This is a genomic window from Streptomyces sp. TSRI0281, assembly GCF_001905125.1.
In the GTDB taxonomy this organism is placed as follows: Bacteria; Actinomycetota; Actinomycetes; order Streptomycetales; family Streptomycetaceae; genus Streptomyces.
Map to the genome: position 1 here is coordinate 484,932 of NZ_LWLE01000033.1, position 13,123 is coordinate 498,054.

Consider the following 13,123-nt stretch of genomic DNA (forward strand, 5'->3'; position numbering starts at 1 on the left):
GCCGGAGGAGGGGTGGGGCGGGTCAGGAAGCGGGAAGGATCTCGCGCAGCAGGCCGGTGGTGACGTCGAAGACGAAGCCGCGGATGTCGTCGGTGTGCAGGAGGAACGGCGACGTGCGTACGCGCTGCATCGACTGGCGTACGTCCTGGTCGGCGTCCGAGTAGGCCTCCACCGCCCAGACCGGCCGCTGGCCGACCTCGTGCTCCAGCTCCTGCCGGAAGTCCTCGGTGAGCGATTCCAGGCCGCAGTTGGTGTGGTGGATGAGTATGACGCTGCGGGTGCCGAGTGCCCGCTGGCTGATGGTGAGCGAGCGGATCACGTCGTCGGTGACCACGCCGCCCGCGTTGCGGATGGTGTGGCAGTCGCCGAGTTCGAGGCCGAGCGCGTCGTGCAGGTCGAGGCGGGCGTCCATGCAGGCGACCACGGCGACGTGCAGCACCGGCCGTGCGTCCATGCCCGGGTCGCTGAACTCGTCCGCGTACCGGGCGTTCGCCTCGACCAGGCGGTCGGTGACCGTGCTGCCGGGACTGGCCGTGCCCGGGGCGGTCGTCACGGGTTCGGCGGGGGAGTGCGCGGAAGTCGACATGAAGATGACGTTAGCCTTCCCAGCTGGACGAAGCCTGCTGTGAGAGTGGACAAAGAACGTCAACGAGGCTTGTTGTGAGGTAACCCACAAGCCTCATGGAGATGCGCCCGGTCGGGTGAGCTCCGGGGTGTGCGGGCGGCGGGCCGACGCGCTGCCCGGTTCGTTGATCGGGAATCGATCGAATGGCAGGGTGGACTAAAGTGACGCGAAGTTACCGACACACCCCGCACATATCGCGCATTCCATAGATATAGATGTCGTACGTTCCGTTTTCCCCCGTGCTGTGCGGTGTTACGTGCGGCCCGGCCCTCTCCCGCTCTCGGTCGGCCGACGCCCCTTCCCCGGCGCCGGCGGACCTCCCCTTCAGGGCGGGCGGGGACCAGGACGCACGCGCTGCCGCACGGGACTGAGCCTGAGAGGGCGCTTTGAGCCAGACCCGACATGTCCCGGTGATGCTCCAGCGGTGTCTGGACCTGTTGGCCCCGGCTCTGGAAGCCCCGAGCACCGGGGCGCCGGTGGTCGTCGACTGCACCCTCGGCCTCGGTGGCCACAGCGAGGCCCTGCTCTCGGCCTTCCCCACCGCCCGGCTGATCGCCCTGGACCGGGACAAGGAAGCGCTGCGGCTCTCGGGCGAACGGCTCGCCCCGTACGGCGACCGGGCCACTCTGGTGCACGCCGTCTACGACGAGCTTCCCGAGGTGCTCGCCCGGCTGGGCATCCCCAAGGTCCAGGGCATCCTGTTCGACCTCGGCGTCTCCTCCATGCAGTTGGACGAGGCCGACCGCGGGTTCGCGTACGCCCAGGACGCCCCGCTCGACATGCGCATGGACCAGACGACCGGCATCGGCGCCGCCGAGGTGCTCAACACCTACCCGCCGGGCGAACTCGTCCGGATCCTGCGCGCGTACGGCGAGGAGAAGCAGGCCAAGCGGATCGTCTCCGCCGTTGTGCGCGAGCGCGAGAAGGAGCCGTTCAGCAACAGCGCCAGGCTCGTCGAGCTGATCCGCGACTCCCTGCCGCAGGCCGCCAAGCGCACCGGGGGAAACCCGGCCAAGCGCACCTTCCAGGCCCTGCGCATCGAGGTCAACGGCGAACTCACCGTCCTGGAGCGGGCCATTCCGGCCGCCGTACGGAGTCTCGCGGTCGGTGGCCGCATCGCCGTCCTGTCCTACCACTCGCTGGAGGACCGGCTGGTCAAGCAGGTCTTCGCGGCGGGCGCCGCCAATACGGCGCCCCCCGGGCTGCCCGTCGTCCCCGAGCGCTACCAGCCCCGGCTGAAGCTGCTCACCCGAGGCGCGGAGCTGCCCACCGAGGAGGAGGTCGCCGAGAACCGGCGCGCCGCCCCCGCCCGGCTGCGCGGTGCCCAGCGCATCCGCGAGGAGGAGCGATGAACGCTCCCGGAGCGTCGGAGGCGGCCACCGGTGCCGTGACCGGCCGGACGTCCGAGGCGGTGACCGGCGTGGCGGCCGAGGCGGCAGGGGTGATGCGGTGAGCAAGTCGGCCGCGCAGTTGAAAGGGCGGGCCGGACGGCTCGCCCGGCTGATGCCGTCGGGGCCCAGCAACGCGGCCCGCACCCCCTTCGTCCTGCTGGTCGTCCTGCTCCTGGGCGGCGGGCTCATCGGCCTTCTCCTGCTGAACTCCGCACTGAACGAAGGATCGTTCAGGCTGAGCGAGCTCAAGAAGGAGACCACCGAGCTCACGGACGAGCAGCAGGCCCTCCAGCGTGACGTCGACGGATACTCCCAGCCCGACGCGCTGGAGCGCCGCGCCCGGGAACTCGGCATGGTGCCCGGCGGCAGCCCCGCCTTCCTCGACCCGGACGGTACGGTCCGCGGGGTGCCCGCGGAGATCACCGCCGAGCCGTCCCCCACCCCGGAGCCGGAGCCCGGGACCAGCGAGCCCACCGTCCCGGCCGCCCCCTCGGACGGCACGTCACCGGACGCCACGCCCACACCCGACGCCTCCGAGCAGGCCGCCGGTCCCACGCCCGCCGCCCCCGAAGCCCCCGAGGGCCGGGCGAGCGGCGCCGCCGGAACAACCCGCGAGGCGCCCGCCGGGCCCGCCGACCCCGCAGCAGATACCGTGCCGCCGCGCACCGCGGCGACCCCGCCCACGACGAGCCCCGGCAGGTGACGCAGTGCCGCCCAAGGAACCGCCGCGCCGCCGCGTACCCGGCCCCACGCGCCCGCGCAGCAACGGAGCGGGCGGCTCCGGCCGCCCCCGGTCCACCGTGCGTCCCGAGGCCGGACGCCCGCGCCCCGCTCCCAGGCGGCCGGGCACCAAGGCCGCTCGTAACCGCGCCCGGCGCACGCTGCGTCTGGGCAGTCCCCGCCCCCGGCTGCGCCTGGTCGGCCTCGGCCTGACGGTCGTCATGCTGGTCTTCGTGGCCCGGCTGCTCCAGGTCCAGGCCGTCGACGCCAGTGCGTACGCGGCCAAGGCCGACGAGAACCGCTACCTGGAGTACACGGTGGCCGCCGAGCGCGGCGAGATCACCGACCGCAGGGGCATCGCCCTGGCCACCAGCGTGGACGCGCACGACATCACCGCCGACCCCAAGATGTTCACGCCCGAGGACAGCAAGGCCGCCGACGCGCCGCAGCAGGCGGCGGCCCTCCTCGCGCCCATCCTCGGCAAGGACGTCGAGGAGCTGACCAAGAAGCTGTCGACGCCCAAGAGCCGCTACACCGTCCTGGCCCGGCGGCAGACCCCGCAGGTCTGGAAGCAGATCAAGGACCTCAAGTCCGTCTTCGCGGAGAAGGCCGCCAAGGACAAGGCCGACGGCGGCCCGGGGGCCAACGTGCTCGCCGGTGTCCTCCAGGAGCCGACCACCAAGCGGGTCTACCCCAACGGCGACCTCGCCGCCGGGATACTGGGATTCGTCAGCGCCGACGGCAAGGGCGGCGGCGGACTCGAATCGCAGCTGAACAAACAGCTCGCGGGCGAGGACGGCACGATCAGGTACGCCCAGTCCGGCGGGCGCAGGGTGCCCACCGCGGGCGCCCGGGAGATCCCGGCCGTGTCCGGCTCCGACATCGAGCTGACCATCGACCGGGACATCCAGTGGGCCGCCCAGCGGGCCATCGCCGACCAGGTCAGGAAGTCCAAGGCCGACCGCGGCTATGTCATCGTGCAGAACACGAAGACCGGCGAACTGCTGGCCATGGCCAACGCCCCCGGCTACGACCCGAACGACCTCTCGCAGGTCAACGGGGCCGCCCTGGGCAACGCGGCCCTCCAGGACGTGTACGAACCCGGCTCCACCAGCAAGGTCATGTCCATGGCCGCAGTGCTGGAGGAGGGTGCCGCCACGCCCGGCACGCACGTCACCGTGCCCAACCGGCTGCACCGCGGCGACCGGCTCTTCAAGGACGACATCGACCACCCCACCTGGTACCTGACGCTCAACGGCGTACTGGCCAAGTCCAGCAACATCGGCACCATCCTGGCCACCGGACAGCTCGGCAGGACCCAGGCCGAGTCCAACAAGGTCCTGCACTCCTACCTGCGCAAGTTCGGGCTCGGCAGCAAGACCGGGCTCGACTACCCCGGCGAGTCGCCCGGCATCCTGGCCGAGCCGCAGGACTGGTCGACCTCGCAGCAGTACACGATCCCGTTCGGCCAGGGGCTCTCGCTCAACGCCGTACAGGCCGCGTCGGTCTACTCCACGATCGCGAACGACGGGGTCCGGGTCGCCCCCAGCCTCGTACGCGGCACCAAGGGCTCCGACGGCCGCTACACCGCGGCCCCGGACCCCGGGCGGAGCCGGGTGGTCAGCACGAAGACCGCCAAGACGCTGGCGTCCATGCTGGAGTCCGTCGTCGGCGACGAGGAAGGTACCGGGACCAAGGCCAAGATCCCCGGCTACCGGGTCGCGGGCAAGACCGGTACGGCCAACCGCGTCGACCCGGTACGCGGCGTCTACAAGGGCTACACGGCCTCCTTCGCGGGATTCGCGCCCGCCGACAATCCGCAGATCACCGTCTACTGCGCGATCCAGAACCCGACCAGTGGCAGCTACTTCGGCGGCCAGATCTGCGGACCGATCTACAAGCAGGTCATGGAGTTCGCGCTGAAGACGCTCCAGACCCCACCGTCCGGCAGCGAGCCCCCCCGGCTGCCGGTGTCCTTCAAGCCCGGCGAGTGACAAGGGGGTGCGCGAGCACGCCCCGAGGGAAGCCCCAGTGACAACCATCACCCCCGATCCCGGGAACCGGAACGAGAACTACCGCAACCCGGGTCCCTCGCTTCGCGAGAGGCCGGGTCAGCCCGGTACGCTCACCGCCGTGCCCCACGCTGATCAGTCCCAAACCACCCAGAAGGACGCGCCTGTGACCTATCCGGGAGCGCCCCGACCGGACCGGCTCCGGCCCACTTCCCTCGGCGAGCTGGCAGCCCGGCTCCAGGTCGAAGCACCGCGAACCGGCGAGGTCACGGGCATCACCCACGACTCGCGCGCGGTACGGCCGGGCGATGTGTACGCGGCCCTGCCCGGCGCCCGCTTCCACGGCGCCGACTTCGCCGCCCAGGCCGCCGGCCTCGGTGCCACCGCGGTCCTCACCGACCCGGCGGGCGCCGAGCGCGCCGCCGCCACCGGACTTCCGGTGCTGGTCACCGAGGACCCGCGCGGCCGGATGGGCGAGCTCGCCGCCGAGATCTACGGGCGGCCGGGCGTCGGCCTGCTCCAGATCGGCATCACCGGAACGTCCGGCAAGACCACCACCGCGTATCTGGTCGAAGGCGGACTGCGCGGCGCCGGACGCAGCACCGGGCTGATCGGCACCGTCGAGATGCGGATCGGCGACGAGCGCATCAAGTCCGAGCGCACCACGCCGGAAGCCACCGACCTCCAGGCCCTGTTCGCCGTCATGCGCGAACGCGGCGTCGAGGCGGTCGCCATGGAGGTCTCCAGCCACGCCCTGGTGCTCGGGCGGGTCGACGGCTGCGTCTTCGACGTCGCCGTCTTCAACAACCTCAGCCCGGAACACATGGAGTTCCACACCGGCATGGAGGACTACTTCCAGGCCAAGGCGCAGCTGTTCACTCCGCGGCGCAGCCGGCGGGGGGTCGTGAACTTCGACGACGAGTACGGCCGCAGGCTGATCGAGGAGGCGACCGTACCCGTCGTCACCTTCTCCGCCGAGGGCCACCCGGACGCCGACTGGCACGCCGAGGACGTCGAGGTCGGCCCACAGGACAGCACCTTCACGGCCGTCGGCCCCCAGGGCGAGCGGATCGCCGCCAAGGCCCCGCTGCCCGGCCCGTTCAACGTCGCCAACACCCTCGCCGCGATCGTCACCCTGGCCGTCGCGGGCGTCGACCCGCAGACCGCCGCCGACGGCATCGCGGCCGTCCCCGGGGTCCCGGGCCGGCTGGAGCGGGTGGACGCGGGACAGCCCTACCTCGCGGTCGTCGACTACGCGCACAAGACCGACGCCGTCGAATCGGTCCTGCGCTCGCTGCAGAAGGTCACCGAGGGCCGGGTGCACATCGTGCTCGGCTGCGGCGGTGACCGCGACACGACCAAGCGCGGCCCGATGGGCGCCGCGGCGGCCCGCCTCGCCGACACGGCCGTACTGACCTCGGACAACCCCCGTTCCGAGGACCCCCTCGCGATCCTCGCCGCGATGCTCTCGGGCGCCGCCGAGGTGCCCGTCCACGAGCGCGGCGACGTCCTGGTCGACGCCGACCGTGCCGCGGCCATCGCCGCCGCGGTCGCCCGCGCCGAGCCCGGCGACACCGTCCTCGTCGCGGGCAAGGGACACGAACAGGGCCAGGACATCCACGGGGTGGTACGCCCCTTCGACGACCGCCTGGTCCTGCACGCAGCCATCGAACGGTCCCTGGGGCGTGCCCGCGCCGACGACGCACCCCCGAGCGTCACGGACCGCGCCCCTCACCACGAGAACAACAGTCAGGGATGACCCAGTGATCACCCTTTCCCTCGCCGAGATCGCCGAAATCGTCGGCGGGCAGCCGCACGACATACCGGATCAGGCAGTCGTCGTCGGCGGCCCCGTCGTCATCGACTCCCGAGAGGTGGAGCAAGGCAGCCTGTTCGCCGCGTTCGCCGGGGAGCAGGTCGACGGCCACGACTACGCGCAGCGCGCCGTCGAGGCGGGCGCGGCAGCAGTGCTCGCCGCCCGCCCCGTCGGTGTTCCGGCGATCGTCGTGGACGATGTCGAAGCCGCGCTCGGCGCCCTCGCACGTGCCGTCGTGAAACGCCTCGGCACCGCCGTCGTCGCCCTCACCGGCTCCGCGGGCAAGACCTCCACCAAGGACCTGATCGCCCAGATCCTGGCGAGCAAGGCCCCCACCGTCTGGACGCCGGGCTCCTTCAACAACGAGATCGGTCTGCCGCTCACCGCGCTGCGCGCCACCGCGGAGACCCGGCACCTGGTCCTCGAAATGGGTGCCCGCGGCGTCGGCCACATCCGCTACCTCGCCGGCCTGACCCCGCCGAGGATCGGTCTGGTCCTCAACGTCGGCACCGCCCACATCGGCGAGTTCGGCAGCCGGGAGGCGATCGCGCAGGCCAAGGGCGAACTGGTCGAGGTCCTCCCCGAGGAGGGCGTCGCCGTGCTCAACGCGGACGACCCCCTCGTGCGCGCCATGGCCTCCCGTACAAAAGCCCGGGTCCTCCTCTTCGGAGAAGCCCCGGATGCGGACGTACGGGGCGAGAAGGTCAGGCTGACCGAGGACGGCCGCCCCGCTTTCGAGCTCCACACACCCTCCGGGTGCAGCGACGTGACCTTGCGCCTGTACGGTGAGCACCACGTGTCGAACGCGCTCGCCGCGGCCGCCGTCGCCCATGAGTTGGGCATGTCCGTGACTGAGATCGCCGAGGCGCTCTCCGGAGCGGGCACCCTCTCCCGCTGGCGCATGGAGGTCACCGAGCGTCCGGACGGTGTGACGGTCGTCAATGACGCCTACAACGCGAACCCCGAATCCATGAGAGCCGCACTGCGTGCGCTGGCTGCCATGGGCAAGGCCCGACAGGCCGGAGGGGGGCGCACCTGGGCGGTGCTCGGTCCGATGGCCGAGCTCGGCGAGGCGTCACTCGCCGAGCACGACGCGGTCGGACGGCTCGCCGTTCGGCTCAACGTCAGCAAGCTCGTCGCTGTCGGAGGAAGAGAAGCCTCCTGGCTGCAACTGGGCGCATATAACGAGGGTTCGTGGGGTGAGGAGTCGGTGCACGTGTCCGACGCACAGGCGGCCGTCGACCTGTTGCGCAGTGAACTGCGCCCGGGAGACGTCGTGCTGGTGAAGGCGTCCCGGTCGGTCGGCCTGGAGAAGGTCGCCCTGGCACTGCTGGAGAACTCGACCGAGGGCGAGGTCGCCGGCCGATGAGGCAGATCCTCTTCGCGGGGGCCATAGGGCTCTTTCTGACCCTGGTCGGTACCCCGCTGCTGATCAAGCTCCTGGCCCGCAAGGGATACGGGCAGTTCATCCGGGACGACGGCCCGCGCACGCATGGCAGCAAGAAGGGCACGCCCACCATGGGCGGCATCGCCTTCATCCTGGCGACGATCATCGCGTACGTCCTGGCGAAGGTGATCACGGGCGAGGACATGCGCTTCTCCGGCGTCCTCGTGCTGTTCCTGATGGCCGGGATGGGGCTCGTCGGCTTCCTCGACGACTACATCAAGATCGTCAAGCAGCGTTCGCTGGGCCTGCGGGCCAAGGCGAAGCTGGCGGGCCAGCTGATCGTCGGTGTCGCCTTCGCGGTGCTCTCGCTCCAGTTCGCCGACTCCAGCGGCAACACCCCCGCCTCCACCCGGCTCTCGTTCGTCGAGGACTTCGGCTGGTCGATCGGCCCGGTGATGTTCTGCGTCTGGGCGCTGTTCATGATCCTCGCGATGTCCAACGGCGTGAACCTGACGGACGGTCTGGACGGCCTGGCCACCGGTGCCTCGGTGATGGTCTTCGGTGCCTACACCTTCATCGGCCTCTGGCAGTTCCAGGAGTCCTGCGCCAACGCGGACACCCTGACCAACCCCAGCGCCTGCTTCCAGGTACGCGACCCGCTCGACCTCGCCGTGGTGGCCTCCGCCCTCATGGGCTCCTGTTTCGGCTTCCTGTGGTGGAACACCTCGCCCGCCAAGATCTTCATGGGTGACACCGGTTCGCTCGCCCTCGGCGGCGCGCTGGCCGGGCTCGCGATCTGCTCCCGTACGGAGTTCCTGATGGCCATCCTCGGTGGCCTCTTCGTGATGATCACCATGTCCGTGGTCATCCAGGTCGGTTCGTTCAAGATGACCGGCAAGCGGGTCTTCCGGATGGCGCCACTCCAGCACCACTTCGAACTCAAGGGGTGGTCCGAAGTCCTTGTCGTGGTCCGCTTCTGGATCATCCAGGGCATGTGCGTGATCGTCGGCCTCGGCCTCTTCTACGCGGGATGGGCAGCCAAGAAGTGAGCAACGTGGACTGGCAGGGCAAGCGCGTCACGGTCGCCGGACTCGGCGTCAGCGGTATCCCCGCGGCCCGTGTCCTGCACCGCCTCGGGGCGCTCGTCACCGTCGTCAACGACGGCGACGACGAGCGCAGCCGTACCCAGGCGGCCGAACTGGAGGCGCACGGCATCACCGTGCGCCTCGGCGACGGCGCGACCCTGCCCGAGTCCACCGAGCTCATCGTGACCGCCCCCGGCTGGAAGCCGGACAAGCCGCTCTTCCTGGCAGCCGCCGAGGCGGGCGTCCCCATCTGGGGCGACGTCGAACTCGCCTGGCGGCTGCGCGGGCTGAACGGCAGGGAGCCGGCTCCCTGGCTCGCGGTCACCGGGACCAACGGCAAGACCACCACCGTACGGATGCTCGCCTCGATCCTCGAAGCGGCAGGGCTGCGCACCGCGGCCGTCGGCAACATCGGCGTCTCGCTGCTGGACGCGGTGCTCGGCGAGGAGACGTACGACGTACTCGCCGTCGAGCTCTCCAGCTACCAGCTGCACTGGGCGCCCTCGGTACGCGCCCACTCCGCGGCCGTGCTCAACCTGGCCCCGGACCACCTCGACTGGCACGGCTCGATGGAGGCGTACACCGCCGACAAGGGCCGGATCTACGAGGGCAACACCGTCGCCTGCGTCTACAACGTCGCCGACCCGGCCACCGAGCACCTGGTGCGCGAGGCCGATGTCGAGGAGGGCTGCCGTGCCATCGGCTTCACCCTCGGCGCCCCCGGCCCCTCGCAGCTCGGTGTGGTCGACGGCATCCTCGTCGACCGGGCCTTCGTGGCGAACCGGCAGAAGCAGGCCCAGGAACTCGCGGAGGCCGGCGACGTCAACCCGCCCGCCCCGCACAACATCGCCAACGCCCTCGCGGCCGCCGCGCTGGCCCGCGCCTTCGGTGTCGAGCCCGCGGCGGTCCGCGACGGACTGCGGGCCTTCCGCCCGGACGCCCACCGCATCGAGCATGTGGCGGACGTCGGGGACGTCGTGTACGTCGACGATTCCAAGGCCACCAACACCCACGCCGCCGAAGCCTCCCTCGCGGCCTACGACCCGGTCGTCTGGATCGCCGGGGGCCTCGCCAAGGGCGCCACGTTCGACGAGCTGGTGACCGGTGCCGCCAAGCACCTGCGCGGGGTCGTGCTGATGGGCGCCGACCGGGCGCTGATCCGCGAAGCCCTGACGCGACACGCCCCCGAGGTACCGGTGGTCGACCTCGACCGGACCGACACTGGGGCGATGTCCGAGGCGGTACGGGAAGCGGCACGGCTCGCCCGGCCGGGCGACACCGTACTGCTGGCACCGGCCTGCGCCTCGATGGACATGTTCGCCAACTACAACAAGCGGGGCGAGGCGTTCGCGGACGCGGTCCGCGCACTCGCCGACGAGCGCGACTGACGGGCCCGGCCGCCGCGCCACGGGTGTCCCGGTGCCACCGGGCCGCCCGCGGCACCGCCGCAGGCTCCCGGGCCCGGCACCAGCCCCGGGCACGAGCAGTGGAGGGGACAGCGACAATGCCGGCCGACGAGAGTTCCGCCGCGCGCGGCCCGGACCGCGCCCGTGCGGGCGGGGTGCTCAGCCGGGCGCTCACCCCGCGCCTCCTTGCCCCGCCCGCCCCCGCGGGCGCCCCGCTGCCCGGGGGCTTCGCCCTGCGCGGGCGGCTGGCCACCGGCTCCCGGCGGCCCCCGGCGCCCCGTGGCGGCGGCCGCGGCTCCGGCGGCACCCGGACACCGCGCGGCGGCGGTCCGCGCCGGCTGTACGAGCGGGCACGCCGGGCCTGGGACCGGCCCCTGACGGCGTACTACCTGATCCTGGGCTCCAGCCTCCTGATCACCGTGCTCGGGCTCGTGATGGTCTACTCCGCATCGATGATCAAGGCGCTGGACATCGACCGGCCCGCCACCTACTTCTTCCGCAAGCAGTTCCTCGCCGCGGTCATCGGTGCCGGACTGATGCTGATCGCCGCGAAGATGCCCGTGAAGCTCCACCGGGCGCTCGCCTACCCCCTGCTCATGGGCACGGTCTTCCTGATGGTGCTGGTCCAGGTGCCGGGGATAGGGATGTCGGTCAACGGCAACCAGAACTGGATCTATCTGGGCGGCCCCTTCCAGCTCCAGCCCAGCGAGTTCGGCAAGCTCGCACTCATCCTGTGGGGTGCCGATCTGCTGGCCCGCAAACAGGACAAGCGGCTGCTGACGCAGTGGAAGCACATGCTCGTCCCGGTCGTCCCGGTCGCCTTCATGCTGCTCGGGCTGATCATGCTCGGCGGCGATATGGGAACTGCGATCATTCTCACCGCGATCCTGTTCGGCCTGCTCTGGCTGGCCGGTGCGCCGACCCGGCTGTTCGCGGGGGTACTCGCCTTCGCCGGGGTCATCGGATTCCTGCTGATCAAGACCAGCCCGAACCGGATGGCCCGGCTCGAATGCACGGCGTTCAGCGATCCCGGCCCGGATGCCTCCTGCTGGCAGGCCGTACACGGAATCTACGCGCTGGCGTCCGGCGGATGGTTCGGTTCCGGGCTGGGGGCGAGTGTGGAAAAATGGGGTCAACTGCCCGAACCGCACACCGACTTCATCTTCGCGATCACCGGTGAGGAACTGGGGTTGGCGGGGACGCTGTCGGTGCTCGCCCTGTTCGCGGCTCTAGGCTATGCGGGTATCCGCGTGGCCGGACGCACGGAGGACCCCTTCGTGAGGTACGCCGCGGGAGGTGTGACCACCTGGATCACGGCGCAGGCTGTGATCAACATCGGTGCGGTGCTCGGTCTGTTGCCGATCGCCGGGGTCCCGCTCCCGCTGTTCTCCTACGGAGGGTCGGCTCTGCTGCCGACCATGTTCGCTGTCGGGCTGATGATCGCCTTCGCGCGAGATGATCCCGCCACGAAGGCGGCCCTGGCCATGCGGAGGCCCGGGGTGAGATGGAAGACGATGAGACGGCGCGTCAAGAAGCGTCCGTCCGGAGAGCGGTGAATTTCGGTGCATGTCGTACTCGCCGGTGGGGGGACCGCCGGCCACATCGAGCCCGCGCTTGCCCTCGCAGACGCCCTGCGCAGGCAGGACCCGACCGTGGGAATCACTGCCCTCGGTACGGAACGCGGACTTGAGACCAGGCTCGTACCCGAGCGGGGGTACGAACTGGCGCTCATCCCGGCCGTACCGCTGCCGCGCAAACCCACCCCCGAACTGATCACCGTCCCGGGACGGCTGCGCGGCACGATCAAGGCCGCCGAGCAGATCCTGGAGCGCACCAAGGCGGACTGCGTGGTCGGCTTCGGCGGCTACGTCGCCCTGCCCGGCTACCTCGCGGCCAAACGCGCCGGAGTGCCGATCGTCGTCCACGAGGCCAACGCCCGTCCGGGCCTGGCCAACAAGATCGGTTCGCGGTACGCGCACGGGGTCGCCGTCTCCACCCCGGACAGCAAGCTGCGCGGCGCCCGCTACATCGGCATCCCGCTGCGCCGCACCATCGCCACCCTGGACCGCGCCCGGGTCCGCCCCGAGGCGCGTGCCGCCTTCGGCCTGGACCCCAACCTGCCGACGCTGCTGGTCTCCGGCGGCTCACAGGGCGCCCGGCACCTCAACGAGGTGGTCCAGCGCGTCGCGCCGCTGCTCCAGCGCTCCGGAATCCAGATCCTCCATGTGGTCGGCCCGAAGAATGAATTGCCGCGTATCGACAACATGCCCGGAATGCCGCCCTATATCCCGGTACCGTATGTGAGCCGGATGGACCTCGCGTACGCCGCGGCCGACATGATGCTCTGCCGCGCGGGCGCGATGACCGTCGCCGAACTCTCCGCCGTCGGGCTTCCCGCCGCCTACGTCCCGCTGCCCATCGGCAACGGCGAACAGCGGCTCAACGCCCAGCCGGTGGTCAACGCGGGCGGCGGCCTGCTGGTGGACGACGCGGCGCTCACCCCCGAGTGGGTGCAGGGCAACGTCCTTCCGGTGCTGTCCGATCCGCACCGGCTGTACGAGATGTCGCGCGCCGCCGCCGAGTTCGGCCGGCGCGACGCCGACGACCTGCTCGTCGGCATGGTGTACGAAGCGATTGCCGCACGCCGCCAGGCGTGAGGCGGTGCGGACCCGGGGCGCGCG

General features: G+C 71.2%; 10 protein-coding genes. 9 read left to right on the forward strand and 1 reads right to left on the reverse strand.

Annotation, left to right across the window (positions count from 1 at the left end; genetic code table 11):
• Nucleotides 1-22: 22 nt before the first annotated feature.
• Entirely contained in the window at nucleotides 23-586 is a 564-nt protein-coding gene (locus tag A6A29_RS31375) for a beta-class carbonic anhydrase (protein WP_073725262.1), read from the reverse strand.
• Between the two features lie 425 nt (nucleotides 587-1,011).
• On the opposite strand from A6A29_RS31375, the gene rsmH reads away from it, so the two are divergent.
• The 9 genes from rsmH to murG all read left to right on the forward strand — a co-directional run bounded on the left by rsmH (nucleotide 1,012) and on the right by murG (nucleotide 13,099).
• Nucleotides 1,012-1,977: a 16S rRNA (cytosine(1402)-N(4))-methyltransferase RsmH gene (gene rsmH / locus A6A29_RS31380; RefSeq protein ID WP_073725263.1), complete on the forward strand. Its 966-nt coding sequence runs from the start codon at nucleotides 1,012-1,014 to the stop codon at nucleotides 1,975-1,977.
• A 97-nt stretch (nucleotides 1,978-2,074) separates the two neighbouring features.
• Nucleotides 2,075-2,719: an FtsB family cell division protein gene (locus A6A29_RS31385; protein ID WP_073725264.1), complete on the forward strand. Its 645-nt coding sequence runs from the start codon at nucleotides 2,075-2,077 to the stop codon at nucleotides 2,717-2,719.
• Between the two features lie 4 nt (nucleotides 2,720-2,723).
• Entirely contained in the window at nucleotides 2,724-4,730 is a 2,007-nt protein-coding gene (locus A6A29_RS31390) for a peptidoglycan D,D-transpeptidase FtsI family protein (RefSeq protein WP_073725265.1), read from the forward strand.
• A gap of 37 nt (nucleotides 4,731-4,767) precedes the next feature.
• On the forward strand, nucleotides 4,768-6,507 hold the full coding sequence (locus tag A6A29_RS31395; protein WP_073725266.1) for a UDP-N-acetylmuramoyl-L-alanyl-D-glutamate--2,6-diaminopimelate ligase: 1,740 nt from the start codon (nucleotides 4,768-4,770) through the stop codon (nucleotides 6,505-6,507).
• Between the two features lie 4 nt (nucleotides 6,508-6,511).
• A complete protein-coding gene (locus A6A29_RS31400) occupies nucleotides 6,512-7,933 on the forward strand; it encodes a UDP-N-acetylmuramoyl-tripeptide--D-alanyl-D-alanine ligase (protein ID WP_073725267.1) in 1,422 nt (473 codons plus the stop codon).
• The gene (gene mraY, locus A6A29_RS31405) at nucleotides 7,930-9,000 is read left to right on the forward strand and encodes a phospho-N-acetylmuramoyl-pentapeptide-transferase (RefSeq protein WP_073725268.1); all 1,071 of its coding nucleotides are present in this window, start codon (nucleotides 7,930-7,932) and stop codon (nucleotides 8,998-9,000) included. The genes A6A29_RS31400 and mraY overlap by 4 nt, the downstream gene beginning before the upstream one ends.
• Nucleotides 8,982-10,424, forward strand: a complete 1,443-nt coding sequence (gene murD / locus A6A29_RS31410) for a UDP-N-acetylmuramoyl-L-alanine--D-glutamate ligase (protein WP_198953403.1) — start codon at nucleotides 8,982-8,984, stop codon at nucleotides 10,422-10,424. Before mraY ends, murD begins: the two co-directional genes overlap by 19 nt.
• Before the next feature lie 116 nt (nucleotides 10,425-10,540).
• A complete protein-coding gene (gene ftsW, locus A6A29_RS31415) occupies nucleotides 10,541-11,998 on the forward strand; it encodes a putative lipid II flippase FtsW (protein WP_198953405.1) in 1,458 nt (485 codons plus the stop codon).
• 6 nt (nucleotides 11,999-12,004) lie between these two features.
• On the forward strand, nucleotides 12,005-13,099 hold the full coding sequence (gene murG, locus A6A29_RS31420) for an undecaprenyldiphospho-muramoylpentapeptide beta-N-acetylglucosaminyltransferase (protein WP_073725270.1): 1,095 nt from the start codon (nucleotides 12,005-12,007) through the stop codon (nucleotides 13,097-13,099).
• The last annotated feature ends 24 nt before the right edge of the window (nucleotides 13,100-13,123 follow it).

What these genes read in the sequence shown, in the direction of transcription:
- mraY (WP_073725268.1), top strand. Translation starts at nt 7,930, where the DNA reads ATGAGGCAGATCCTCTTCGCGGGGGCCATAGGGCTCTTTCTGACCCTG.
- ftsW (WP_198953405.1), top strand. Translation starts at nt 10,541, where the DNA reads ATGCCGGCCGACGAGAGTTCCGCCGCGCGCGGCCCGGACCGCGCCCGT.
- A6A29_RS31375 (WP_073725262.1), bottom strand. Translation starts at nt 586, where the DNA reads ATGTCGACTTCCGCGCACTCCCCCGCCGAACCCGTGACGACCGCCCCG.
- murD (WP_198953403.1), top strand. Translation starts at nt 8,982, where the DNA reads ATGGGCAGCCAAGAAGTGAGCAACGTGGACTGGCAGGGCAAGCGCGTC.